22 protein-coding genes are annotated in these 24,564 nt (G+C 72.7%); 7 read left to right on the top strand and 15 right to left on the bottom strand.

Going from position 1 to position 24,564, the window contains the following annotated elements; translation table 11 throughout:
• Positions 1-100: 100 nt before the first annotated feature.
• The 5 genes from ADL05_RS18970 to ADL05_RS18950 form a co-directional block, all read right to left on the bottom strand.
• Entirely contained in the window at positions 101-364 is a 264-nt protein-coding gene (locus ADL05_RS18970) for a hypothetical protein (RefSeq protein WP_053618328.1), read from the bottom strand.
• A 13-nt stretch (positions 365-377) separates the two neighbouring features.
• Positions 378-1,172, bottom strand: coding sequence for a class E sortase (locus ADL05_RS18965; protein ID WP_053618327.1), 795 nt, complete (start codon positions 1,170-1,172; stop codon positions 378-380).
• A gap of 38 nt (positions 1,173-1,210) precedes the next feature.
• Positions 1,211-2,092 (bottom strand): heme ABC transporter ATP-binding protein, encoded by an 882-nt coding sequence (locus ADL05_RS18960; RefSeq protein WP_053618326.1) that lies wholly within the window; start codon positions 2,090-2,092, stop codon positions 1,211-1,213.
• The gene (locus tag ADL05_RS18955; protein ID WP_082376570.1) at positions 2,089-3,210 is read right to left on the bottom strand and encodes an iron ABC transporter permease; all 1,122 of its coding nucleotides are present in this window, start codon (positions 3,208-3,210) and stop codon (positions 2,089-2,091) included. Before ADL05_RS18955 ends, ADL05_RS18960 begins: the two co-directional genes overlap by 4 nt.
• Before the next feature lie 302 nt (positions 3,211-3,512).
• Entirely contained in the window at positions 3,513-4,646 is a 1,134-nt protein-coding gene (locus tag ADL05_RS18950; protein ID WP_053618324.1) for a hemin ABC transporter substrate-binding protein, read from the bottom strand.
• A gap of 324 nt (positions 4,647-4,970) precedes the next feature.
• Between ADL05_RS18950 and ADL05_RS18945 the strand changes: the two genes are divergently transcribed.
• The 3 genes from ADL05_RS18945 to ADL05_RS18935 all read left to right on the top strand — a co-directional run bounded on the left by ADL05_RS18945 (position 4,971) and on the right by ADL05_RS18935 (position 9,284).
• Complete coding sequence (locus ADL05_RS18945; RefSeq protein ID WP_231640813.1) at positions 4,971-6,518, top strand: cell wall protein; 1,548 nt, start codon at positions 4,971-4,973, stop codon at positions 6,516-6,518.
• A 93-nt stretch (positions 6,519-6,611) separates the two neighbouring features.
• On the top strand, positions 6,612-7,280 hold the full coding sequence (locus ADL05_RS18940; protein WP_053618322.1) for an HtaA domain-containing protein: 669 nt from the start codon (positions 6,612-6,614) through the stop codon (positions 7,278-7,280).
• 114 nt (positions 7,281-7,394) lie between these two features.
• Positions 7,395-9,284, top strand: a complete 1,890-nt coding sequence (locus ADL05_RS18935; RefSeq protein WP_053618321.1) for an HtaA domain-containing protein — start codon at positions 7,395-7,397, stop codon at positions 9,282-9,284.
• A 117-nt stretch (positions 9,285-9,401) separates the two neighbouring features.
• Here ADL05_RS18935 and ADL05_RS18930 read toward each other — a convergent pair whose 3' ends face one another.
• The 8 genes from ADL05_RS18930 to ADL05_RS18895 form a co-directional block, all read right to left on the bottom strand.
• The gene (locus ADL05_RS18930; RefSeq protein WP_053618320.1) at positions 9,402-9,644 is read right to left on the bottom strand and encodes a DUF3039 domain-containing protein; all 243 of its coding nucleotides are present in this window, start codon (positions 9,642-9,644) and stop codon (positions 9,402-9,404) included.
• Between the two features lie 67 nt (positions 9,645-9,711).
• Positions 9,712-10,293: a YqgE/AlgH family protein gene (locus ADL05_RS18925; RefSeq protein WP_053618319.1), complete on the bottom strand. Its 582-nt coding sequence runs from the start codon at positions 10,291-10,293 to the stop codon at positions 9,712-9,714.
• 130 nt (positions 10,294-10,423) lie between these two features.
• Complete coding sequence (locus ADL05_RS18920; RefSeq protein WP_053618318.1) at positions 10,424-11,821, bottom strand: NAD-dependent malic enzyme; 1,398 nt, start codon at positions 11,819-11,821, stop codon at positions 10,424-10,426.
• A 404-nt stretch (positions 11,822-12,225) separates the two neighbouring features.
• The gene (locus ADL05_RS18915; protein WP_053618317.1) at positions 12,226-12,954 is read right to left on the bottom strand and encodes an AAA family ATPase; all 729 of its coding nucleotides are present in this window, start codon (positions 12,952-12,954) and stop codon (positions 12,226-12,228) included.
• 285 nt (positions 12,955-13,239) lie between these two features.
• The gene (locus tag ADL05_RS18910) at positions 13,240-14,205 is read right to left on the bottom strand and encodes a tetratricopeptide repeat protein (RefSeq protein ID WP_053618316.1); all 966 of its coding nucleotides are present in this window, start codon (positions 14,203-14,205) and stop codon (positions 13,240-13,242) included.
• Between the two features lie 155 nt (positions 14,206-14,360).
• Positions 14,361-15,800, bottom strand: coding sequence for a WGR domain-containing protein (locus tag ADL05_RS18905; RefSeq protein ID WP_053618315.1), 1,440 nt, complete (start codon positions 15,798-15,800; stop codon positions 14,361-14,363).
• A gap of 243 nt (positions 15,801-16,043) precedes the next feature.
• Positions 16,044-17,267, bottom strand: coding sequence for a HAMP domain-containing sensor histidine kinase (locus ADL05_RS18900; protein ID WP_053618314.1), 1,224 nt, complete (start codon positions 17,265-17,267; stop codon positions 16,044-16,046).
• Positions 17,267-17,923 carry a response regulator transcription factor gene (locus ADL05_RS18895; protein WP_053618313.1) on the bottom strand — a complete coding sequence of 219 codons (657 nt, stop codon included), beginning with the start codon at positions 17,921-17,923 and terminating at the stop codon, positions 17,267-17,269. The genes ADL05_RS18900 and ADL05_RS18895 overlap by 1 nt, the downstream gene beginning before the upstream one ends.
• 194 nt (positions 17,924-18,117) lie before the next feature.
• On the opposite strand from ADL05_RS18895, the gene ADL05_RS18890 reads away from it, so the two are divergent.
• Genes ADL05_RS18890 through ADL05_RS18875 form a run of 4 tightly spaced genes read left to right on the top strand, consistent with a single transcriptional unit; the run spans position 18,118 to position 21,732 of the window.
• Positions 18,118-18,615, top strand: a complete 498-nt coding sequence (locus ADL05_RS18890; RefSeq protein WP_053618312.1) for a hypothetical protein — start codon at positions 18,118-18,120, stop codon at positions 18,613-18,615.
• Complete coding sequence (locus tag ADL05_RS18885) at positions 18,612-19,760, top strand: peptidoglycan-binding protein (RefSeq protein ID WP_053618311.1); 1,149 nt, start codon at positions 18,612-18,614, stop codon at positions 19,758-19,760. Before ADL05_RS18890 ends, ADL05_RS18885 begins: the two co-directional genes overlap by 4 nt.
• Positions 19,757-20,503: an ABC transporter ATP-binding protein gene (locus tag ADL05_RS18880; protein WP_053618310.1), complete on the top strand. Its 747-nt coding sequence runs from the start codon at positions 19,757-19,759 to the stop codon at positions 20,501-20,503. The genes ADL05_RS18885 and ADL05_RS18880 overlap by 4 nt, the downstream gene beginning before the upstream one ends.
• Complete coding sequence (locus ADL05_RS18875) at positions 20,500-21,732, top strand: ABC transporter permease (RefSeq protein ID WP_053618309.1); 1,233 nt, start codon at positions 20,500-20,502, stop codon at positions 21,730-21,732. The genes ADL05_RS18880 and ADL05_RS18875 overlap by 4 nt, the downstream gene beginning before the upstream one ends.
• A gap of 182 nt (positions 21,733-21,914) precedes the next feature.
• Here ADL05_RS18875 and ADL05_RS18870 read toward each other — a convergent pair whose 3' ends face one another.
• Positions 21,915-23,645: a methylmalonyl-CoA mutase gene (locus ADL05_RS18870; RefSeq protein ID WP_053618308.1), complete on the bottom strand. Its 1,731-nt coding sequence runs from the start codon at positions 23,643-23,645 to the stop codon at positions 21,915-21,917.
• A 76-nt stretch (positions 23,646-23,721) separates the two neighbouring features.
• Positions 23,722-24,243 (bottom strand): MarR family transcriptional regulator, encoded by a 522-nt coding sequence (locus ADL05_RS18865; RefSeq protein ID WP_053618307.1) that lies wholly within the window; start codon positions 24,241-24,243, stop codon positions 23,722-23,724.
• Positions 24,244-24,564: the final 321 nt, after the last annotated feature.

The following is a 24,564-nucleotide window of genomic DNA, read 5'->3' as shown; positions in this document are numbered from 1 at the left end:
GGAACCGACCGATCAGAGTGACCCCGGGGTGGTGCCGCGCACACCCCGGGGCCGCGTCCGCGGAAGGCGCGGCGGTTCCACCCCCTGGTGGTCCCCGTTCTCAGCCCTGGCCGTCGGCCGTGTCGTCGACCAGGCCGTCCTCCGCCGGGGCCTCCCCCTCGGCGGGTTCCTCCACTGGCGCGTCCCCCTCGGCGGGGACGGGCCCGCCGCCCTCCACCGCGCCGTCGTTGAAGGGCATGTGGGGGGAGATCGCCGGGAAGGCGAACATCCACAGCAGTGTGGCGGCGCCCACCAGCAGGCCCAGCGCCATGATCAGCTTGGACACCCACGGGCCGGGCAGGATACGCCAGATCAGACCGTACATTCGCGTTCCTTCCCTACTCCTGGTCGGCGTCGGGGGCCATGTGCGCGATGGACTCGGGCATCCCCTCGGACTTGGGCGTGGTCTCGGTGAGTTCGGCCCACACGACGAGCCGGTGGGTGTTGTTCAGCTTCGGCGCGCACGTGGTGAGGGTGAGCAGGGACCGCTCCGGCTCCTCGTCGGTGGCCTCGTCGAAGGGGTCGGGGTCGACCACCCACACGTCGTTGGGCAGCACGGTCTCCTCGCGGAACACCTCGTAGGTGTAGAAGTTCTCCGCGTCCTCCAGCACCATGGCGTCGCCCGACGACAGCTGGTCCAGGTCCCAGAAGAGGCCCGGCGTGCGGTGCGCGGCCACGCCGTAGTTGCCCGGCTGGCCGGGTTCGCTGTCGAACCAGGTGTAGTGGCCGGGGCTGAACTGGATGTCCTCCTGGCTGGTGCCGTTGACCACCACCCAGTCGAGGTCGAGTCCGGGCACGTACAGACGGCTGTCGGCGCTGCCCGGCAGCGGGGCCGAGTCCGGTCCGGCCTCGTCCGCGGCCGACCAGCTCTCCTCCAGCCCGTCGGCCAGCCCCTCCTGCTCCTGGTTCGTCTCCCACTGGGACCCGTACACCTCGTAGGCCGCGTAGAACAGCATGAGGAGGCCCGCGGTCAGCAGGATCTCACCGATGGTCCTGACGATGCCCCGAACGACGTCGCCGGGGGTGACGCGTGGACGGCGCTGACGGGGGCGGCGCCGCCGTCCGCCCTGGTTCCGGCTCCGGCCCCGGGGCCGGTCCTCGTCCAGCGGCTGCCGATCAGTTGCGGACACCAATACGACCTACTCCTGTCGACCTAGCGTGCTCACAGCGGTTACCGGAGGGGCACGATCAGCGGGACCCCGGTTCGGGGGTGGGGGACGACCTCGACATCGTGCCGGTACACGGTGCTGAGCAGCGACGCGGTGAACACGTCGGACGGCGCGCCGCGCGCGACCACCCGCCCCTGGGACAGTATCGCCACACGATGGGCGTAGGCAGCCGCAAGCCCCAAATCATGCAGGACCACGATAACCGCCCCACCGCTGTCCGCGAGTGTACGCGCGACGGAAAGGACGGCTTCCTGGTGGCGGATGTCGAGCGCGGCGGTCGGTTCGTCCAGCAACAGGACCTGCGTCCGCTGGGCCAGGACCCGCGCGAACATCACCCGCGCGCGCTCGCCGCCGGACAGTGTGGGGAAGCGCCGGTCGGCCAGGTGGGCGACACCGGCACGCGCCATCGCGTCGGCCGTGGCGGCGTCGTCCTCGGCGGGGCCGCCGAGTCCGGCCCACGGCGCGCGGCCCATCGCGACGAGTTCGGCCACCGTGAACGGGAAGCTGACGGTCGCCTCCTGGGGCAGGACGGCTCGGCGCAGGGCGAGTTCGGGCGGGGTCCAGTCGCGGAGCGGGCGGTCCAGGAGCTGGACGGTGCCGGTGTCGGACTCGCCCCGGACCGGGGCGCCGGAGACGTCGCCGGACAGTGCCGCGAGCAGGGTGGACTTGCCCGCGCCGTTCGGGCCGACCAGGGCCAGGAGTTCACCAGCCCGGACGCCGAGGTCGACGCCGTCGAGCAGGGTGGCGCCGCCCCGGCGCACGGTGATCCCCTCGGCGCCGAGCACGGTGGTGCCCGGCGGGGCGGGTTCGGGACGGCGCGGAGGCCGGGCGAGTGGGGCGAGGGCGGCGGCCGGACGGCGCCACGGACGGGGTTCGGCGGTCACGACCAGCCTCCCTGCCTGGTGCGGGTGCGGTGCAGCAGGTAGAAGAAGAACGGCCCGCCGATCCCCGCGGTCACGACACCGAGCGGGATCTCGGCGGGGGCGGCGACGGTGCGGGCGAGCAGGTCGGCGGCGAGCAGGAGCAGGCCGCCGCCCAGGGCGCTGGCGGGCAGCAGCACGCGGTGGCCGGGACCGGTGACCATGCGGACGATGTGGGGGACGACCAGGCCGACGAAGGAGACGATCCCGGCGAAGGCCACCGCGGCCGAGGTCAGCAGGGCCATGGCGGCGATCAGCGCCAGGCGCAGGCGCTCGACGTCCACCCCCAGGTGGCGCGCGGGGCCCTCTCCCAGCGCGAGCAGGTCGAGGCGGCGCGCGGAGAAGGGGATCACGACGAGCCCGAGGACCAGGCACGGGGCGATGGCGGCGACCTTGGACCAGGTGGCGGTGGAGACACTGCCGAGCTGCCAGAAGGTGATGGTCTGGATCTCGGCGTCCTGGGAGAAGTTGGTCATCAGGCCGATCGCGGCTCCGGCGACGGCGTTCACGGCGATGCCCGTGAGCAGCAGGGTGACCACTTCGGTGCGGCCGCGCGAGCGCGCGAAGACGTAGACGAACAGGGTCGTGGCCAGGCCGGAGACGAAGGCCGCGGCGATGATCGTCCAGTGGCCGAAGACGGTGAGGCCGGTGGCGATGACGAGGATGGCGCCGACGGCGGCACCAGAGGAGACGCCGATGACACCGGGCTCGGCCAACGGGTTGCCGAAGACGCCCTGCATCATGGCGCCGGCGGCGCCGAGCGCGGCGCCGACCATGACGGCGAGGACCACGCGCGGCAGCCGGACGTCCCACAGGACGGTCCGGCCGATCTGGTCGGGGAGGGTGCCGGTCCCTATCCCGAGGGCGTGCAGCACGGAGGAGACCACCTGGTCGGCGGGCACCGGGTAGGCGCCGCTGCCGGCGGCCACGACCGATACCACGACGAGCCCGGCGGTGAGGCCGGACAGGAGGACGGTCGCACGGAGCCGCCGCAGGGCCCGGGCACGCCCGGGCGGGACGGGGCCGGTGGGGTCTGTGGGGTCAGGGGGACTCACGGAAGCTGAGGGGCTGGTTGGATCCATGGGACCGATGGAGCTCGCGAACCGGGTCGGGTCCATGGAGCCAGAGGGACTCGCGGAGGCTGCGGGGGCGGTGGCGTGCTCGGAGCCAGCGGAACCTGCGGGGTCAGAGGAGTCTGTGGGGTCCATGGAGGCAGTTGGGCTCACGGCGGCGGCGGAACTCGCGAACCGAGTGGGGTCAATGGAGCCAGAGGGACTCTCGGAAGCTGTGAGGCCGGTTGGATCCGCAGGCCCGGTGGAACTCTTGGGGTCTGTGGGGTGCTCGGGGGCAGTGGAACTCGTGGGGTCGGCGCGGTCGGGGGAGGTCACTCGGCGGCTCCGGCCGTCTCCAGTCCGGCGAGTTCCCCGGCGAGGGCGGCCACGACCTGCGGGGTGCGCGGCCCGAAGTTGAGCAGCACCCCGTCCTCGAAGTCGATGACCGTGCCGGTCGCACCGGCCGGGGTCTGGGCGATGCCCGGGATCTCGACGAGTCCCTCGACGCCGCCGACCGACTCCAGTCCCTTGGTCATGACCAGGATCACCTCCGGCTGGGCGGCGATGAGCGCCTCGCTCGTGATCGGTGTGAAGGGCGCGGTCAGACCCGCCTCGACACCGGCGTCGCGGGCGCCGACCTCGGCGAGCAGGGCGTCGGCGCCCGAACCGGGTCCGCCCAGGAGGTACACACCGGCGCTGCCGCGCAGGTAGAGGAAGGCGACGAGGGGGTCACCCGCCGCTTCGGCGGAGGCCGCGCGCACCTCGGCCATCTGCTCCCGTGTCCGCTCGACGAGGCGCTCCCCCGCCTCCGGCACGCCCAGGGCCTCGGCCACACGCGTGAAACGCGGGTACATCTCCTCGATGGACCACGCCTCCTCGATGATGACGACGGGGACGCCGGAGGCCCGGAGCTGCTCGATGGCCTCGGGCGGGCCGGTCTGGGTGTCGGCCAGGATGACCGTCGGTTCGAGGGACAGGACGCTCTCGGCGGACACCTCGTGGGCCTCGCTGACCACGGGCAGGTCGGCCGCCTCGGCGAAGGTGGCGGCGGTGTCGCGGCCGACCACGTGGTCGCCGAGCCCGAGGGTGAAGACGATCTCGGAGAGGCTGCCGGTGAGCGGGAGGATCCGGCTGGTGTCGGTGACCTCGACGTCCTCGTACTCCAGCGGGTCGTCGCTGGTGCGGTAGGGGTCGTGCACGACCGAGGAGACGGTGACCGGGAGCGAGGGCTCCCCGGGGTCCTCCAGGATCTGGAGCCGGTTCTCCGCCAGGTCGGGGATGTCGCCCGCGCCGCCGGACGCGGTGTCCGGGGGTTCGAGGCCGCTGGTCCCGCACGCGGTGAGCGCGAACGCCAGGGCGAGGGCCGCGGCGGCGGAGCGCGTGCGGGGCCGCGTGGTGGAGGCACGGGTCGGGCGGCCCGGACCACCGGGTCGGCGGAGGCGGGGCCGTGGGTCGTCGTGAGGCATGGCTGTCGCTTTCGTTGGCCGGTGTGCCGGGGTGTGGGGGTCCTGGAGCGGGTGCGGTGACGTGGCCATTTATATGACACATCGTCATTATCTTGACAACCCCGACACCGCGCTGTTGACTGTGTCCCGCCGGACGCCGACTTAGGTAAGCCTCACTTGACCAAGGTAAGCTTAACCTAAACAAGCCTCCTTGTCGCGACCGGTCTCACCCCACCCAGGACCGCACGAACGCGAAGGCCCCCGATGCGCACGACACCAGCGCTCTTGACCAGCCACGGCCGCGGACGACCACGCCGCCTCCTCCCCGCACTCACCGTCGCCGCCATGGCGGCGGGACTCGCCACCGGTCTCCCCGCTGCGGCGCACGCCGACGAGAGCGGGGAGAGCGGCGAGGACGCCCGGATCACCACGGTGGACCGGGCCGAAGGGCTCGATCCGGAGGGCGACACGGTCACGGTGTCCGGGGTCGGCCACGCTCCGGGCTCCGCGATCGAGGTCACCACCTGGGCCGTCCCGGCCGAGGCCCCCGCCCGCGAGGACGCCGACGAGGCGGGAACGGGCGGGACGAGCACCGACGAGGACGGCGTCGCCGACACCGACCACGCGGTCACCGCGAACGTCGACGAACGCGGCGCCTTCACCGTCGTCCTGGACACCGGCACCGCCTTCGCGGCCGAGGCCGGGCTGGACCCGGACACGGACCTGTTCGAGATCCGCCTCGTGGCGGCCGGTCCGGAGTCCGCGGACGCCGCACCCACCGGGGCGCCCTCGACCGGCGGCACCGCGCCCGAGGACGGCACGACCGCACCGAACCGCGACGACGACGGCCGGAACGGCGAGGGCGCCGAGGCTGACGGGGATCACGGGAACGACGAGGACACCCGGGGCACCGAGGTCGGCGAGGACGTTCAGGACAGCGGCGGCGACGGCGGCATCGGGGGCAACGGCGACGGCGGGGACGCGGGTTCCGACCACGCCACCGGTTCCGACACGGACGCGAACCCGGACTCGGGCGCCGACGGCCTCGCCGCCGCGCCGGGGCCCGGCAGGAGCGCCCCGGTCCAGGCGCCCGCGGCACCCGCCACCGCCGCGGTCGTCGGCCAGGTCCCGGTGACCTTCGCCGCGCCCGCCGCCGCGCCTCGCGCCCAGCCCCAGTCCCAGGCCCCGGCCGCGGTCCCGGCCACCCGCGCCGAACCGGAGCTCAGCGTCTCCAAGACCACCGGCCTCGATCCCGAGGGCGAGACCGTCACCGTCACCGGTAGCGGCTACGACACCTCCAAGGGCATCTACGTCGCCCTGTGCGACACCAGCCGGGCCAGTGCGACACAGGCGCCCAGCCCGTGCATCGGCGGGGCGGACATGGAGGGCACCAGCGGCTCCTCGGTCTGGGTGTCCAGCAATCCGCCGCCCTACGGCGAGGGGCTGGCCCAGCCCTACACCGGCAGCGGCACGTCCGGCGGCTTCTCCGTCCAGCTGCGTGTGCGGGCCGACGACGCCAACACCGACTGCACCGCGGCCGGAACGGAGTGCGCCGTCGTGAGCCGCAACGACCACACGCGTTCGAGCGACCGCGGCCAGGACGTGTTCGTCCCGGTGACCTTCGCCGGGCAGGACGGCGGCAGCCCCGATTCGGGCTCCGGTTCCGACTCGGACTCGGACTCCGACTCGGGCTCCGGTTCGGGTTCAGGCTCCGGTTCGACCGGCGACACCGGCGGCGGCTCCGGAGCCAACGGCGGCAACGAGGGCATCGGCCCCCTGCCGACCACCGGTTCGCCCCTGTGGGGCCTGGTCCTGACCGCACTCGTCGCCACCGTCACCGGTGCCACAGCGCTCGTGGCCGCACGCCGCCGCGGCGGTACGGCCACCCCCTGACTCCCCACCGTCCGACCGGCGCCACCGAACGCCGCTCGGCGCCCGCCCCGACCGGGGCGGGATCCCCACTCCCACACCCGGAGGTACGTCTCCATGGCCATCGCCACCACGCCCAGCCACCCGACCCACGGCCGCGCGCGCGGCGCCCTGCGCGCGCTCACCGCGACCGCCTCGGCCGCCGCCGTCGGCGCCGTGCTCGTCCTCGCCCCCTCCCCCGCCCTGGCCGACACGGCGCTGAGCGGCGGCTCCGCGGACTGGGGTGTGAAGGAGTCGTTCCGCAACTACGTCTCCGGCTTCATCGCCAACGGCGACTACGAGGCCACCGGCGGCGCGAGCCTCAACAACGACGGCACCGTGTCCTTCCCCGGTGACGGCGGCGTGCTGGCCGACGACGGTTCCGTGGACGCCGCCTTCTCCGGCGGCGTGGTCTTCACCGGACACGACTACGGCAACGGACCGGTCCTGGAGATCCAGGTCCACAACCCGCGGGTCGAGTTCGACGGCACCGAGGCCGTCATCCACGCCGAGGTCGTCAGCCGCCCCTTCGACGGCGTCTTCCAGACCACCCCGAACCCGCTCGTCGACTACGGGGAGATCCCGGTCACCGAACTGACCGGCGAGAGCCTGACCGTCGACGGCGGGGAGGCCTCGTTCACCTCCACCGGCGGCGTCCTGCACGAGGACGCGGTCGAGGCGTTCGCCGGCTTCTACTCGGCCGGCACCGCGATGGACCCGATCGACTTCACCGTCAGCGCGAACTGACCCGCCCGGCATACAGGGACGGGCGGCGCGGGGGACGGCCCCGCTCCGCCCGTCCCCCGAGCGGCCACTCCACCCCCACGCCCCATCCCCCGACCAGACAGGAACCACCGAGCCATGAGAACCATCCCCGTCCGTGGGAGCGCGACCCCGGGCCCCACCCGGCGGATCCTGCGCGCCCTCACCTCCTCGCTGGGCGCGGTCGCCCTCGGCGGCGCCCTCGTGGCGACCGCGCCGGCCGCCTCTGCGGCTGAGACCGTCCCCGTCACCGGAGGCTCCGCCGCCTGGGGCGTCAAGGAGTCCTTCCGCAACTACGTCTCCGGCATCATCGCCAACGGCGGCTACGCGGCCTCTGACGGAGCCAGCGTGCTGGAGGACGGCACCGTCGACTTCCCCACCGCCCAGGGCGAGGTCTCCAAGGAGGACGCCTCCGGCCACGTCGACTTCAGCGGAACCGTGGTGTTCACCGGCCACGACTACGGCAGCGGCGCCGTCCTGGAGATCCGGATCTCCGACCCGCGGGTGGAGTTCGACGGCGACACCGCGCTCGTGCTCGCCGAGGTCAGCAGCCGCCCGTTCGAGGGCGTCACCCAGACCGCCCCGGCCCCGATCGTGGACTACGGGCAGGTGCCGGTCGCCGAACTCACCGGCGCGGAACTCACCGTCGACGGCGACACGATCGGTTTCGCCTCCACCGGGGGCACCCTGCACGCGGACGCCGTCGAGCCGTTCGCGGGCTTCTACTCCACCGGCGCGCCCATGGACCCCGTGAGCTTCGGCGTCACGGTGGACGGCGACGGGACGGGCGGACCCGAGCCGCACGATCCCGCGGTGACCGTCACACCGGACACCGGCCTGGACCCCGAGGGTGACACCGTCACCGTCGACGGCACCGGTTTCCGGCCCGGCGCGGGGGTCTACGTCGCGCTGACCGCCCAACCGCGGTCGGCCGACTCCCACCCCGCCGACTGGTACGGCACCGGCGTGTGGCTGCGCGACGGCGCCGCGCCCGACGCCGACGGCGCGTTCAGCACGCCGCTGGACGTGGTCGGCGCCTTCGAGAAGGACGGCAACGCCTACGACTGCGTCGAGGAGCAGTGCTACGTCGCGGTCTTCAACGACCACCAGGACCTGGACAACCGCGACCAGGACGTGTGGGTGCCCCTCTCCTTCGCGGCCGAGGGCGACGGTGACGGGAATGGCAATGGCGACGGCGATGGAGACGGGAACGGAGACGGCGATGGTGACGGAGAGACGCCCGAGGGCGCGCTGACCGTGCACTCCGGCCGGGCCGACTGGGGCGTCCGTCAGTCCTTCCGCGACTACATCGAGGGCAACATCGCCCAGGGCTCCATCAGCACCCGGGACGGCGCGAGCCGCAACGACGACGGCACGTTCGCCTTCACCGACGGCAGCGGCGAGGTGGACCTGGAGGCGGCCACCGCCGACCTCGACTTCACGGGCGCCGTCCTGTTCGAGGGGCACGCCTACGACGGCGGCGACCCCCTGCTCTACATGACCGTCACCGACCCGCGCGTGGAGCTGGAGGGCGACACGGGCGTGCTCTACGCCGACGTGGTCAGCAAGTCGCTGGACGACGAGGAGCTGGTGACATACGACGACGTCGCGGTCGCCGACCTGGACCTGGACGGGGTGGACTACGCCCTGGAGGACGACGTCCTGAGCTGGGACCCGATCCCGGCCACGCTGACCGCCGAGGGCGTGCCCGCGTTCGCGGACTTCTACGCCGAGGGCACCGAACTCGATCCGCTCACCCTGACCGTGGGCGTCAGCGAGGACGCACAGGTCCCGGGCGGCGGCACCGGCGGTGACGGAGATGGCGACGGGTCCGGCGGCGGCGGTGACGGGGACGACGGCGACGGCGGCCTGCCCAACACCGGTACCGCCCTCGCCGGGCTCGTGGCCGCCGCGGCGGTCGCCGTGATCACCGGCACGGTCGCGGTGGTCTCCGCCCGCAAGCGGACGCGCGCCGGCACGACCGCCTGACCCCGCGCCGCGCACCGGGCCGACGGCGTCCCGGTGCGCGGCCGGACCCCCCGGACACGGTGAAGGGCCTTGGCGCGCATGGTCCACCAAGGCCCTTCACCCGTCCGAGGACGGGTGCTACTTCATCATGTCCTCGTAGGCCTGCTTGCACTCCGGGCACACGGGGAACTTCTTCGGGTCGCGGTTGGGGACCCACACCTTGCCGCACAGGGCGATCACCGGGTCCCCGGTCACGGCGCTCTCGGTGATCTTGTCCTTCTGCACGTAGTGGGCGAACCGCTCGCGGTCCCCGTCACCGTGCGAGATCTCCGGTTTGGTCTCACTGTCCGGCAGAACCTTGTTCACGACATCCATCGCCATCGTGACTCACACCTTTCCACGTCTGTGTTCCACGGTATCGGGGAATCCGTCCTACTCCGACGAGCGCTCAGTTCAGGGTGGGATCGTCCGGATAGGTCGACAGCAGCGCGAGGTCCCCGCCCTGACGGCGCAGCACCCGCGACCACAGGCGATCCGGCTCGGTCGTGAACACGTCCTGGGCCAGCGCCGGCACCACGTACCAGGCGCCCTCGTCGATCTCGCCGGACAGCTGCCCGGCGCTCCAGCCCGCGTAGCCCGCGAACACCCGGAACGCGCCGAGGGCGCCGCCCATCTCCAGCGCCGAACCGTCGAGATCGACCATACCGACCCGGCCGGTTCCCGCGCCCGGTTCCAGTCCCTGCAGCGGCGACCAGCCGGGCGGAGCGGTGCCGGGCTCCGCGATGCCCAGCGCCAGGCCGGAACCCGAGCCGACGGGGCCACCGGAGAACATCACCGCGGGTTCGCTGGCGTAGGGCCCCCAGTCCGAGACGACCTCGTTCACGGGCATACCCAGTGGCCGGTTCAGGATCACCCCGAGGGCGCCGTCGTCGGTGTCGTCCACGACGAACACCACCGACCGGCGGAAGGAGTCCTCTTGGAGGATGGGGGCGGCCACCAGGAGCTGCCCCGTGAGTGTTGGCTGGTCCATGCCACACCTTTACCCAGTTCCGGCGCCCCGCCGCAGCCGTGCGACGGGGCGGGGGCCGACGGGCCGCGCGCCGCTCGCGACGCCCGGCCTCCGCCGCACGCGCCCCGGGCGTGCGGGGCGGACACGCTCCCTAGCCGAGCGAGTCGCGCGAGGCGACGTCGCGCACCGCCGTGGCCACGTGGTGCGACAGGTCGGAGTGGAAGACGCTGGGGATGATGTAGTTCGGCCCCAGTTCGTCCTCGGTCACCACGTCGGCGAGTGCCTCGGCGGCGGCCACCATCATGTCCGACGTGACGTTGTGGCTCTGGGCGTCCAGCAGGCCGCGGAAGAAGCCGGGGAAGACCAGGACGTTGTTGATCTGGTTCGGGTAGTCGCTGCGGCCGGTGGCGACCACGGCGGCGTGCAGGTGCGCGACCTCGGGGTCGACCTCGGGGTCGGGGTTGGCCAGCGCGAAGATGATCGAGTCCTCGTTCATCTCGGCGATGTCGTCCCCGCCGAGCACGTTGGGCGCGGAGACGCCGATGAACACGTCGGCCCCGGCCACGGAGCCCCGCAGGTCACCGCTGTAACCCTCGGGGTTGGTGTGCTCGGCGATCCAGCGCAGTGTGGGGTCGAGGTCCTCGCGGCCCTGGTGCACGGCGCCGTGCACGTCGCTGACGATGACGTCGCGGGCACCGGCGTGCATGAGCAGCTTGAGGATGGCGGTCCCGGCGGCTCCGGCGCCGGACATGGCGATGCGGACCTCGCCGAGCTTCTTGCCGACCACGCGCAGGGCGTTGCGCAGGGCGGCGAGCACGACGATGGCGGTGCCGTGCTGGTCGTCGTGGAAGACCGGGATGTCGAGCAGTTCGCGCAGACGGGCCTCGACCTCGAAGCAGCGGGGCGCGGAGATGTCCTCCAGGTTGATGCCGCCGAAGCCGGGGGCGAGCACCTGGACGGTGCGGACGATCTCGTCGACGTCCTGCGTGTCGAGGGCGATGGGCCAGGCGTCGATGTCGGCGAAGCGCTTGAACAGCGCGGCCTTGCCCTCCATGACGGGCATGGCGGCCTCGGGGCCGATGTTGCCCAGGCCCAGCACGGCGGAGCCGTCGGTGACCACGGCGACGCTGTTGCGTTTGATGGTCAGGCGGCGGGCGTCGTCCTTGTTGGCGGCGATGGCCTGCGAGACGCGCGCCACACCGGGGGTGTAGGCCATGGACAGCTCGTCGCGGTTGCGCAGCGGCACCTTGGACTTCATCTCGATCTTGCCGCCGAGGTGCATCAGGAAGGTGCGGTCGCTGACCTTGTGGACGACGACGCCGTCGATCGCGCCGAGGGCGTCGACGATGGCCTGCGCGTGCTCGGTGTCGCGGGCCGCGCACGTGACGTCGATGCGGATGCGCTCGTGTCCGGCGGCCGCGACGTCCAGCGCGGTGATCATGCCGCCCACCTGCTCGACCGCGTTGGTGAGGCTGCCGACAGCGCTGCCTCCGGCGTCCAGTTCGAGACGGACGGTGATGGAGTACGAAACGCTGGGAAGGGTGGCCACGTGATGCTCCTTGGTCTGACTCGGGGTGGTGCCTGCGCGGGCACGCCGACAACCCTTCCCGCGTGCGCGGTGGCGCCGGGGAACACTCCCACCCGGGCCGGAGCGCGCTCGCGCTCCCCTGGCGGCCTTCCCGCAGCGGTGGCTTCGGCGGGAGGCGCTGGGCGGCGCCCGCGTCGGCGCGAGCTCGGGGGTGGAACGTCCTGCGGACCCGTGACGACCGGTGGCGGCGCACCGACTCCGGCGTTCGGGCCGTGGAGGGCTGGTCTGGACCCGTAACCGGGTCGCCTCACCCTACCTGAGTCAAGGCCTCACCGTCAGCACAAGGTGACAATTGCCGCCTTAGTAAAAAATCGCATAAATTACGACGCCGGGAGAGTGTCCGGACGGCCGCCGGGAGGTGCCGTTCAGGGCTCGGCCCCCTCGCTCGCCCGGTCCTCCGCCGCCCGGACGATGACGTCCACACACGCCTGGGCGGACAGCGCGGTCCCGTCGAGCACGAGGTGGTAGTGCTGCGGCGAGGCGGGATCGGTCCGGTAGAAGCGGCGCACGTAGGCGTGGCGGGCGCGGTCGTTGTCCTCCAGGGTACGGAGGGTGGGCTCGCCCTCACCCCAGCCGGGTCCGCCGACCTCCTCGCGGTCGCCCGAGGACCACAGGCGCCGGGCCCGCCGCAGCCGTGCGTGGCGGTCCCCGTCGATCCGGACGTGCAGGGCGGTGGGGTGGTCGGCCAGCACGATCGCGCCGGCCCGGCCCAGGACGACGCCGCCCCGGCGCGCGAACTCGCCGATGACCTCTTCGGTCCGCTCGACGAACTCGTGGTCGTAGAGGAGGCGGCCTTCCTCGTTGGTGGTGCCGATGAACGCGGTGTCGACACTGCCCAGCGTCACGGTGGGCAGCCGGGCGGCGCTTGAGAGCAGGCGCTCGATGCCGCCGGCGGCGCGGTCGTCGCGTTGGAGGACCTCGTCCAGCGAGCAGCCGATGCGCCCGGCCACGGCGCTGGGGATCGCGCGGTTGAGGAAGGGCACGCGCAGACGGGCGGCGACGGCGGGCCCGATCACACTGCCGCCGGCGCCGAAGGTCGCCGAGATCGTGACGACCGGCGCGTCCGCGCCTTCGGGAGGGGCGTCGTTGGCCATGCTGTACCTGCCGTGTCACCACGCGAGTCGGAGTGGACCCGCTGTTGACCGACTTCTACCCGGCCGTGGCCGGATCTCACGCGTGTCCGGGCGGGCGAAAGAACCGGACGATTTGCCGTTTTGTCCTATTAAGGGATGAAACGGAGAAAATCGGGGGTCGAAGTTCCGCGAAGAATTCGTGTGGTCCGCCGGTCGGGCGCCGCGAGAGCGGACCCGCGTCCGTGTCGGCACCGGGGGACGGCCCCGGTGCCGACACGGGTCCGCGTTCCCGTGCGGGAGCGTGGATCAGAACAGCGCCGAGGTCAGCTTGCGGCGGGCCGCCCCGACCCGGGGGTCGCCCGGGGGCAGCAGCTCGAAGAGCCCGAGCAGGTGCGTGCGCGCCTCGTCGCGGTCGTCGTCGCTGGTCCGCCTGACCGTGTCGACGAGCCGGTCGAAGGCGTCCTCGAACTTGCCGCCGTACATGTCGATGTCGGCGACCCGGCACTGGGCGGCGACGTCGTCGGGGCGCTCGGCCGCGGCCTGGCGCGAACTCTCGGGGTCCACGTCCTGGAGCCGGCCGATGAGGCGCACCTGGGCGAGCTTCATCTTGGACTCGGTGTCCCCGGAGTCGGCCTTGACCGCGTTCTCGTACACGGTCGCCGCCGCCTCGAAGTCACCGCGCTCCAGGGCCTCCTGGGCCTCGGCGTCCACCGGGCGGACCGACGGGTCGCCGGGCTGCGCGCCCTGCTCGCCCGGCTGCTCCGCCTCGGCGCCCGGCTCGCCCTCGACGGTGCCGGGGTGGCCGGGGGGCAGCATGCCCTGCTCGGCCAGCGCCCCGAAGACCTGCCCCAGCCAGTCGCGCAGCTGGTCCTCGGTGGCGGGACCGGCCGGGCCCGGCATGATCTGGCCCTGGACGGCGACGATGATCATCGGCGTCGAGGGCACCCGCAGGGCCTGCATGAGCTGGGGGCTGGCCTCGCTGTCGAGCTTGGCCAGGAACCAGTTCCCGCCCGAGCGCACCGAGATGTTGTCCAGCGCTTTCTCGACCTGCTGGGACTGCTCGGACCAGCCCGCCAGGACGGCCAGCACGACCGGAACGGACATGGACCGTTCCAGCACCTCGGCCTGGAAGTTGGACTCGTCGACGTTGACGGCGTAGGGGTTGGTTCGACCCGCCGACTCCGCCGCGCGCTGTTTGGCCTCGCGTTCCATGGCCGCCTTGCGCGCGCCGAGGTCAACGGCACTGTTCGGTGAAAAGTCCGAAGGCTGCATGGTTCCATCCTGCCGTATACGGCGACGCTTCGCCGACGGACCGCCGCGGCGGCCGGCGCGCCGGGCGGGATCCACGCGTTGACCACGGCCGGCGGCGCCCGCCGTCGCGGGGCGGAGCCGGTCGGGTGGCCGAGTTCACGGCTGCTCCGCGGGTCTCAGCCCAGTCGGCGGATGTCGCCGCGGACGCGGTAGAAGCCGCCGCGCGCGGACTCGCGCACCTCCTCCACGACGTAGCGGGTGCCCGGGCGGCGGATGTCCTTGGGGAACTGCACGCGCCAGGACGGGTCGAAACCGTCCGAGACCACGCGCACGCGCAGGCGTCCGCCCTCGTCGACGCACTCCACGACGATCCCGTCCACGTCCTGGCCCGCCTGGACCGTCTCCAGCTCGGCCGCGGGCGTCACCGCGTCCCAGGAGGGCGCCTTGACGCTCACCGGCTCCGGGACGGTGCCCTGCTCGGCCGCGGCGATCGCGCCCTCCGTGGCGTCGACGCAGGCCAGGGATCCGTCAGTGGTGACGATGTAGAGCCGGTCCTCGTGGAACTGCATCGAGTACGCCGATCCGCAGCCCGTACCCAGCTTCCACAGGCGGCGCCCGTCCCGGGCGAAGCAGTAGACGGAGGAGTGGTTGTCGCCCGCGAAGACGTAGCGTCCGTCCGGTGAGGCCGCGCAGGAGAAGACCGGGCCGTCACAGCGGTAGGTCGAGCGCAGCGTCCCGTCCTTGCCGATGCGGTCGACCGAGTTGCGGGCCGTGGCCGCGAAGAGCTCCTCGTCCTCCTGCCAGCCGAACAGCACCGAGCCGCTGGTGGACACCGACCACTGCTGGTCGCCGGTGAGCGCGTCGTACATCGTCACGCCCCGGGAGTGGCCGTGGTAGACGCCCTGCTCGTCGTAGCGCACCATCCAGGCCGAACTCCCCGCGCTGCGGCGCGACCACTGGAACTCGTCCTCGTGGTCGATCACGGTGATCCCTCCGGAGGCGTCGGAGACACCGAGCACGCCGTCGTGGATGTCGAGCCAGAAGATGTCGACGTCCTCGGAGATCTCGTAGGCCACGTGGGGGATCTTGGCGCCCAGGTCGTAGACCTTGCCGTCGTCGCAGCCGGCGTAGATCCAGAAGTCGTCGGCCACGATGCACTTCACACCGTCGGGCAGGCCGTATCGGGCGGTCACGGCGCCCTCGCGGGAGAGCGTGTACACGTCCCCGGCCTGGTTGCCGACCCAGCAGCGCTCGTCGTCGACGAAGATCCCGAACGCGGGGCTGCCGGAGCGGAAGCGCCACAGCACGGGCGCCTGCCGTGCCGTCGACCTCTGGCTCACGATCGTCCGCCTGGTGACGGGCCGCCGCTGGCGCACCCCCGACACCGCGGGCTCGTAGCCCTTGCGGATCTTCTCCGCGGCCTTCTTGGCCCCGGCCGCCTGGGCCTTGGCTGCGGTGGCGTAGCTCACGGTGCGCGACTGTCCGCTCTCGCCGATGCGCCCGTAGCGGATCGTGACGTCGGTGCCCTCGACAGCGACCTCGTAGAACTTGTGCGCTCCGCCTCCCTGCTCCGAGAGTTCGAGATAGGTGCGGGAGTCGCCTGTCCGGACGGCCATCGAGACCTTCCCTTCCGAGGTAGTGCCGAGTGTGCGGTGAGTCCGCGGGCCGGCGCCCCGGAGGGCGCTGGTACGGGAGGATTCCACAAACTAGCGGCGCACGATGACAAACCGGACCGCGCACTGCGGGGGGCTCCCCGCGGGGAGCCCCCTTCACCCGTTCGAGCCGGATCAGGTTCCCGTCGTCGGCGCGCACACCCTCCAGGAACCGTTCCGCGTCCTCACCACCCCTGGGGCGTTCCGTCAGGGCGCGGGGAAGCCCACGGTCACGACCAGGCCGCCGTCCGGACGGGCACGGGCGACGGCCGTGGCCCCGTGGGCGACCGCGATCGAGCGCACGATCGAGAGTCCGAGACCGCTCCCGGGGCGCGCGCCGCGCAGCCGCGCCTCGTCGCCCCGGTGGAACGGCTCGAAGAGGGCGTCCGGATCCGCGATCGCGGCACCGGTGTTGGTCACCTTCACCACCGTGCGCCCGTGTGCGGTGCGCAGCCGCGCCTCCACCCACCCGCCAGAGGTGTTGTGGCGGACGGCGTTCTCCACCAGGTTGCGCACCAGGTTCTCCAGCAGGACCGCGTCGCCCGCCACCACGGCGGCCTCGGTGTCGACCCGCAAGTCCACCCCCGCCTCCCGGGCGTCGGCCTCGTGGCGGGCCACCGTGTCCCGCACGATCCCGGCGAGGTCGACCTCCTCGGTCCGGGCCAGGCCGCGGTCCGAACGGGCGAGCAGCAGCAGGCCGCTGATCAGGGACTCGCTGCGCCCGACGGAGTCCAGTGCCCGCCGGAAGGCCGGGCGCAGGTCGTCCGGCACCCGGTGCTGGGCGAGGGGCACCTCCAGGGCGGCGCGCTGCACCGCCAGCGGCGTGCGCAGTTCGTGCGAGGCGTTGGCGACGAAGCGGCGCTGGCTCTCGAAGGCCCGTTCCAGGCGGGACAGCATGGCGTCGAAGGTGTCGCCCAGCTCCCGGAACTCGTCGTCGGGACCGGTCAGGCCGAGCCTGCTGTGCAGGTCGTGTTCGGAGAGCGTGCGCGCGGTCTCGGTCACCCGGTGCAGGCGGCGCAGGGGCCGTCCCGCGATCAGCCATCCGGCGGCCGCCGCCAGCAGAGTGATCGCCACCAGCGCGAGGACCGAGTTGACGAGCATGTCCGAGAGCACCCCGTCCTGGTAGCCGCCCACCAGGATCTGAGCCGGTTCGGCCACTCCCGCCACCCCCTCCGCCTCCGCCCAGGAGCCCAGCGGTTCGACCGGCTCGGCCCAGTACGCCGTCTCACCCTCCCGCGTCGCGACCGCGTCGATGGTCGTGGCCAGGCCCACCCCGCGGACGCGCAGGCTCTGGGAGGCCACCAGGTAGTTGGCTCCCAGGAGCAGCACCCCGCCGAGGGCGAACACGCCGGTGTAGACCAGCGCCAGCCTGGTGCGGAGCGTCAGCCCCCGTCCCCGTTCAGGGCGCGGCCCCTTCCGTGCGACGCCCATCAGATCCGGTACCCGTGTCCGGGGACGGTCTCGATGACCGGTGGGTCGCCGAGTTTGCGGCGCAGTCCGTGGACCACGACCTTGAGCACCCCGCTGAACGGGTCCAGGTGCGCGTCCCACACCTTCTCGATCAGCCGGGTGGCGCTCACGGGGGCGCCGTCGGCACGCAGCAACTCCTCCAGCACGCCCAGTTCCTTCGGCGAGAGCGACAGGGTCCGGCCGTCGCGGACGGCGGTCCGCCGGGCGGTGTCTACGGTCACCCCCGCGCGGCTGAGGCGGGGCGGCGCCGCCGGGCGGGCCCTGCGGCCCAGCGCGCGGACCCGCGCCACCAGTTCCAGGTAGGCGAAGGGTTTGGCGAGGTAGTCGTCGGCGCCCAGGTCGAGCCCGTCCACCCGGTCCTCCAGGCTGCCCGCGGCCGTGAGCATCAGCACACGGGCCTCCACGTCCGGGTCCTCGGCCAGGCGCCGGCACACCTGGTCCCCGTGCAGCACCGGCAGGTCGCGGTCCAGGACGACCACGTCGTAGTCGTGGACGGTGGCCGCCGCCCACCCCGTGTCGCCGTCGTGGCACACGTCCACGGCCATGCCCTCGCCGCGCAGCCCCTCCGCGACCGTCTGCGCCAGGTCCGGTTCGTCCTCCACCACCAGGATCCGCATGTGCCCCTCCCCGTTCTCCCGCAAGGCCCGACCGACCAGCTCTATCGCCCTCCCGGTTAGGCCGAGGTTAACCCTGGGGCGCCCCGTCCGGCCCGGTGCCGGGCCTAACCGGCGGCTAACCGCGGGGGCGCTGACATGTGTCGCGACCACACGAGCGGTGCCGGCGGACCCGGCACCCGCGAACAGGAGGCGACATGCGCGCACTGACACTCACGGCCGTGACCGCCGCGGCGGCCGGCCTGCTGCTCACCGGCTGCGGAGCCCTCGGGGAGGAGACCGGGGCCGCCGGGGCGGAGGAGGAGGTGTCCATGGAGGAGGCGATGGTCGACTTCGCGGGCTGTATGCGCGACAAGGGCTTCGACATGCCCGACCCCCAGGGGGAGGACGGCGTGATCGCCCTCCCCGCGGTGGACCCGGAGGACGAGGAGTACATGGACGCGATGACGGAGTGCGAGGAACTGCTCCCCGTGGACGAGAACGCCCCCTCGGACGAGGAGGTGTTCGAGGACAACCTGCGGATGGCCGAGTGCCTGCGGGAGAACGGCGTCGACGTCGAGGACCCGGAACAGGGGCAGGGCCTGGCCCTGCCGATCGATCCCGACGACGACGAGCAGATGGCGGCCGTCTCGGAGTGCTCCGAGGAGACCGAGGCGGGCGGCGTGTCCGGCAGTACCAGTGAGGGCGACTCGTGAGCGCGGACACCGAACTCCTGACCGACGGGGCGGAGCATGAGCCCCCGCGCCGACGCGGTACCCGTCGCGGCCGCGGGCTCCGCTGGCTGGTCGCGGCACTGCTCGCCCTGGTGGTGCTCTGCGCGGGGGCGGCCATGACGGTGTGGGGGTGGCCGCGGGACTCCCAGGAGGAGGAGACCGCCGCCCCCGCGGCCACGGCGGCATTGGAGCACACGACCCTGCACCGGCGGGAGAGCCTGGACGGCACCCTCGGGTACGCGGAGGGCGGCTCGTTCTTCGCGCGCTCCGACGGTGTGGTCACCTGGCTGCCGGAGGTGGGGGCCGAGCTCTCGGCCGGGCAGCGGGCGTGGGAGATCGACGGTGCCCCGGTCATCCTGCTCAGAGGCGACACACCCGCCTACCGGACGCTGGAGCCGGGTGTCGAGGGGCCCGACGTGCGCCAGTTCGAACAGGCCCTGGCGGAGCTGGGATACGCGGGCTTCACCGTCGACGACGAGTACACGTGGCTGACCGCCGAGGCGGTCAAGCGCTGGCAGGGGGACCTCGAGGGCGTGGAGGCCACCGGTACGGTCGGCACCGACCAGATCTGGTACTCCCCCGGGCCGGTCCGCGTGACCGGGCACGAGGTGGCGGCCGGCGAGAGCGTCGCTCCCGCGACACCGCTGCTCACCGCCTCCGCCACCCGCCGCATCGTCCGGGTCGACCTGGAGGTCGGCGACCGCGATCTGGTCGCCGAGGGCGACGGGGTGACCGTCGAGATGCCGGACGGCACGACCGTCGACGGCGAGGTGGAGTCCGTGGGCACCGTCGCGCAGTCCAGCGAGGAGGAGGAACAGCCCGGGGCGGGCGGCGGAGGCGGGGAACCGACCGTGGAGGTGGTCATCACCCTGCTGGAGGACGGGGAGGGCTTCCTCGACCGGGCTCCGGTCACCGTCCTGGCGCGCGGGGAGTCGCGGGAGGACGTGCTCACCGCCCCGGTCGGCGCGCTCATCGCCCTGCCCGGAGGCGGGTACGGGCTGTCGGTCGTGTCCGGCGACAGCGCCGTCGAGGACGTCCCGGTGGAGACCGGATGGTTCTCCGACGGCCTGGTGGAGGTCACCGGCGAGGGGATCGACGCGGGCACCGAGGTGGTGGTCCCGGAATGAGCGCCGTGGAGTTCACCGGGGTGAGCCGCCACTACCCGGGCGGTGTACGGGCCCTGGACGGGGTGGACCTGCGGATCGACCGCGGGGAGATGCTCGCGATCGCGGGCCCCTCGGGATCGGGCAAGTCGACCCTGCTCAACCTGCTCGGCACGCTGGACGCGCCGACCTCGGGCACGGTACGCGTGTTCGGCCACGACGTGGGGGCGCTGACCGACGACCAGCTGTCCGCGCTGCGGGCACGCTCGATCGGTTTCGTCTTCCAGCAGTTCCACCTGGCGCCCAACGTGTACGCCGTGGACAACGTGGCCGACGGCCTGCTGTACACGGGCGTCCCGGCCCGGGTGCGGGTGCGGCGGGCACTGCGGGCGCTGGAGGTGGTGGGTCTGGCCGACCGGGCCTACCACCGGCCGCACGAGCTCTCCGGGGGCCAGAAGCAGCGCGTGGCCATCGCCAGGGCCGTCGTCGGTTCTCCGCCGCTGTTGCTCGCCGACGAACCGACCGGGGCGTTGGACACCGTGTCCGGTGACGCGGTGATGCGGGTGCTGGAGGAGCTGCACGAGCAGGGAGTGACGGTGGTGGTGATCACGCACGACCGGGAGCTGGCCGCCGGTCTGCCCCGGCGGGTGGAGGTGCGCGACGGGCGCGTGGTCTCCGACTCCGGCGGTCAGGCGACCGTCGGCACGGCCGGGACCGCCAAGGCGGCCGACCGCGGCGGGCGCGTTCGGACGGAGGGACTCCGATGAGGGCGGCGGTCGAGCGGTCGCGGCGGCGCCGCGCGCAACCGCGTCCCGCCCGGCTCTCCCCGGCGGACCGCCTGCGGACGGGAGCGAGCGGCCTGCGGGCACGGCCGGCCCGCGTGGTGCTGTCGGCACTGGGGATCGCCATCGGGATCGCGGCGATGGTCGCGGTCGTGGGGGTCTCCTCCTCCGGCCAGGCCGAACTGGACCAGCGGATCGCGCGGCTGGGCACCAACCTCGTGACCGTCGCCCCCGGCAGCGACCTGTTCGGGGGCACCGCCACCCTCCCCGAGGAGGCGCGGGGCCGCATCGACCGGATGCCGGAGGTCGAACACACCTCCCAGGTGGAGTCGGTGGACGGAGCGCGCGTCTACCGCAGCGACCTCGTGCCGAGCGGTGAGTCGGGCGGGATCGGCGTCTACGGGGTGGACCTGGACCTGTTGGACACGGTCCGCACGCGGGTGGCGGAGGGCTCGTGGCTGAACGCGGCCACGAGCGAGCACCCGGCGGTCGTGCTCGGGCCCGCGGCGGCCGAGCGGCTGGGCATCACTCGGATCACACCGAACACCTTGGTACTCATCGGTGACACGTACTTCTCCGTGGTCGGCGTACTGGACCGGGTGGAGCTGGCTCCCGAACTGGAGAACGCGGCGCTGGTGGGGCAGGCGGTCGCCGAGGACCTGCTCGGAGCGCCGGGCGAGGCGTCCGCGGTCTATGTGCGGATCGACCCCGACCACGTGGAGCGGGTCCGGGAGGAGGTGGGGCGCAACGCCAACCCGGAGCACCCGAACGAGGTCGAGGTGTCCCGGCCCTCGGACGCGCTGGAGGCGCGGCAGGCCGCGGACCAGACCTTCCAGGGGCTGCTGCTGGGGCTGGGCGCCGTGGCCCTGCTGGTGGGAGGCGTGGGGGTGGCCAACACCATGGTGATCTCGGTGTTGGAGCGGCGGGGCGAGATCGGCCTGCGCCGGGCCCTGGGCGCCACCCGGCGCGACGTCCGCGTTCAGTTCCTGGTGGAGGCGATGACGCTGTCCGCGCTGGGCGGTGTGTTCGGAGTGGTGCTGGGCGGTCTGGCCACCGCGGGGTACGCGGTGCTGCGCGGCTGGCCGGTGGTCCTGCCCTGGTGGGCGGGGGCGGGTGCGGTGGTCGCCACCGTCCTGATCGGCGCGGTCGCCGGGCTGGTGCCCGCCATGCGGGCCGCGGCCCTGCACCCCACGGAGGCCCTGGGCGCTGCGTGAGACGAGCCCCGTCCACCGCCGCACCGGCGGCGACCCGCCACCCGGGGGCGGCGGGTCGCCGTGTGCCGGGAGCGAGCTCGGGCACGCGTGCCGGGGCCCGGCGTACGACGACAAACCGGACCGCGCACAGCGGAGGGCTCCCCGCGGGGAGCCCCCTGCACCCGTTCGCCGGCACGGACCTCTCAGAACTGCGGGTCCTCCGTGTAGGTCCCGAACTCCTCGCCCATGGTGGCGCAGATCTCGCCGAGCGAGGCCTCCGCGCGGGCGGCGTCCATGATGAGCGGGATCAGGTTGCCGTCGTCGGCGCGCACGCCCTCCAGGAGCCGGGCCAGGGCCCGGTCCACGGCCGCGCCGTCGCGCTCGCGTCGGCGCTCGGTGAGCACCCGCTTCTGCTCGTGCTCCACCTCATGGCTGATCTTGAGGATGTCCAGCTCGCCGGAGACGGTGCTGGTGTGGCAGTTGACGCCGACGATGCGCTTGTCGCCCTTCTCCAGCGCCTGCTGGTACTGGAAGGCCGACTCGGCGATCTCGGAGCTGAAGTAGCCGTTCTCGATCCCCGCCAGGATGCCCGAGGTCATCGGGCCGATCGTGTGCTCGGCGTCCCGGCCCCCGCCCATCCGCAGGATGTGGGCGAAGATCTTCTCCGCCTCCGCCTCGATCTCGTCGGTGAGCGCCTCCAGGTACCACGATCCGCCCAGCGGGTCGGCGACGTTGACGACGCCGGTCTCCTCCATGAGCACCTGCTGGGTGCGCAGCGCGATCTCCGCCGACTGCTCGGTGGGCAGGGCGAGGGTCTCGTCGAGCGCGTTGGTGTGCAGGGAGTTGGTCCCGCCGAGCACCGCGGCGAGCGCCTCCACGGCCGTGCGCACCACGTTGTTGTAGGGCTGCTGCGCGGTGAGCGAGACCCCCGCGGTCTGGGTGTGGAACCGCAGCCACTGGGCCTTCTCGCTCGTGGCCCCGTAGGTGTCGCGGATCCAGCGCGCCCAGATGCGGCGGGCGGCGCGGAACTTGGCGATCTCCTCGAAGAAGTCGATGTGGGCGTCGAAGAAGAACGACAGCCCCGGCGCGAACCGGTCGACCTCCAGTCCGCGCGAGAGCCCCAGCTCCACGTACCCGAACCCGTCGGCCAGCGTGTAGGCCAGCTCCTGCGCGGCCGTGGCCCCCGCCTCGCGGATGTGGTAGCCCGACACCGACAGCGGCTTGAACGCCGGAATGTGCTCGGCGCAGTACTCCATCAGGTCGCCGATGAGCCGCAGGTGCGGTTCGGGCGGGTACAGCCACTCCTTCTGGGCGATGTACTCCTTGAAGATGTCGGTCTGGAGCGTGCCGTTGAGCGTGCCGATGTCCACGCCCTGGCGCTCGGCGGCGACCAGGTACATGCAGAACGCCGGGATGGCCGGGCCGCTGATCGTCATCGACGTGGTGGTCTCGCCCAGCGGGATGCCGTCGAAGAGCAGGTCCATGTCGGCGACCGAGTCGATGGCCACGCCGCAGTGCCCGACCTCGCCCAGGGCCTGCGGCGAGTCGGAGTCGTAGCCCATGAGGGTGGGCATGTCGAAGGCCACGGAGAGTCCGCCGCCCCCGTTGGCGAGGATCATCTTGTAGCGCTCGTTGGTCTGGCGCGCGTTGCCGAAGCCGGCGAACTGCCGGATCGTCCAGGCCCGGCCCCGGTAGCCCGTGGGGTACAGGCCGCGCGTGTAGGGGTACTCGCCCGGCCAGCCGATGCGCTCGAAGCCGGGGACCTCCGCCCCCGGGCGCGGCCCGTAGGCCGGCTCCAGCGGGCGCCCGGACAGGGAGGTGAAGTCGGCGTCCCGCTTGCGCGCGGCGTCGTAGCGGCGCTGCCAGCGGTCGCGCCCGGCCTCGATGTCGTCGGCCCCGCCGCCGTTGGAGGGGTCGCTCGTGGTGTTCGCCATACCCCAGATAGTAGGACGTCCAACTAAATATGTACAGGGGCGGAAGCCCTGGCGCCACTCGGACCGGAGAGGGGCCTCAGCGCCGCTCGGCGGACCCCGCGACGGGCGCGGGGAAGTCGCCGAAGTCCACCCTGAGCCTGGTGAACATCTCGTGCATGCGCCAGAGCTCGTCGTCGGAGTAGCAGCTCAGACCGAACTCCATGCCGAGCAGGGCCTGCGTCGCCCGCTCGGTGACCTCGCGACCGGTGTCGGTGATCTCGGCCAGCACGCCGCGCCCGTCGCTCGGGTTGGGGAGGCGGCGCACGAAGCCCTGCCCCTCCAGCCGGTCGATGGTGTTGGTGACGCTGGTCGGATGCACCATGAGGCGTTCACCGATCTTGCCCAGCGGCAGCGCGCCGGTGGAGCTGAAGGTGAGCAGGACCAGCGCCTCGTAGCGGGCGAAGGTCAGACCGAACGGCTTGAGGGCGCCGTCCAGCTCCCCGATCAGGATCTGCTGCGCACGCATCACGGAGGTGACGGCCGCCATGGCGGGCGAGGCCCCCCAGCGGTGCGTCCAGTTGTCGTGTGCTCGCTCGATCGGGTCGAACGGAAGATTCAACGGGTTACCCACGTCGTCACTCTAGTCATGCGCGTGGGGCTAGCACTCAAGCGCATGGGAGTCAATGACTATGCGTGGCCACAAGGGGACAACCCGTCGGTCAAGGACTGGCCTACCCCGCCAGCTCGACTGGTTCCCCTCCGCGGGCGGACGCGGCGCGGAAAACCGAACCGGGGGCGTTGACGGGACCCGTAATTATTAGTTAAGTTTCCTAAAAATTTATAGCCCCACGTCAGAGGCTTCGGGCACCGAGTCAGTCGGCCCGAGTCCCCCTCCCGCCCGCTGTTCCCCCACCCCAGGAGACCCCGACGTGCGTACCCG

This window comes from Nocardiopsis sp. NRRL B-16309 (genome assembly GCF_001279585.1).
Taxonomy (GTDB): domain Bacteria; phylum Actinomycetota; class Actinomycetes; order Streptosporangiales; family Streptosporangiaceae; genus Nocardiopsis.
Note: the sequence above shows the minus strand (reverse complement) of the source record. Positions and strands in the feature narration are given on the sequence as shown.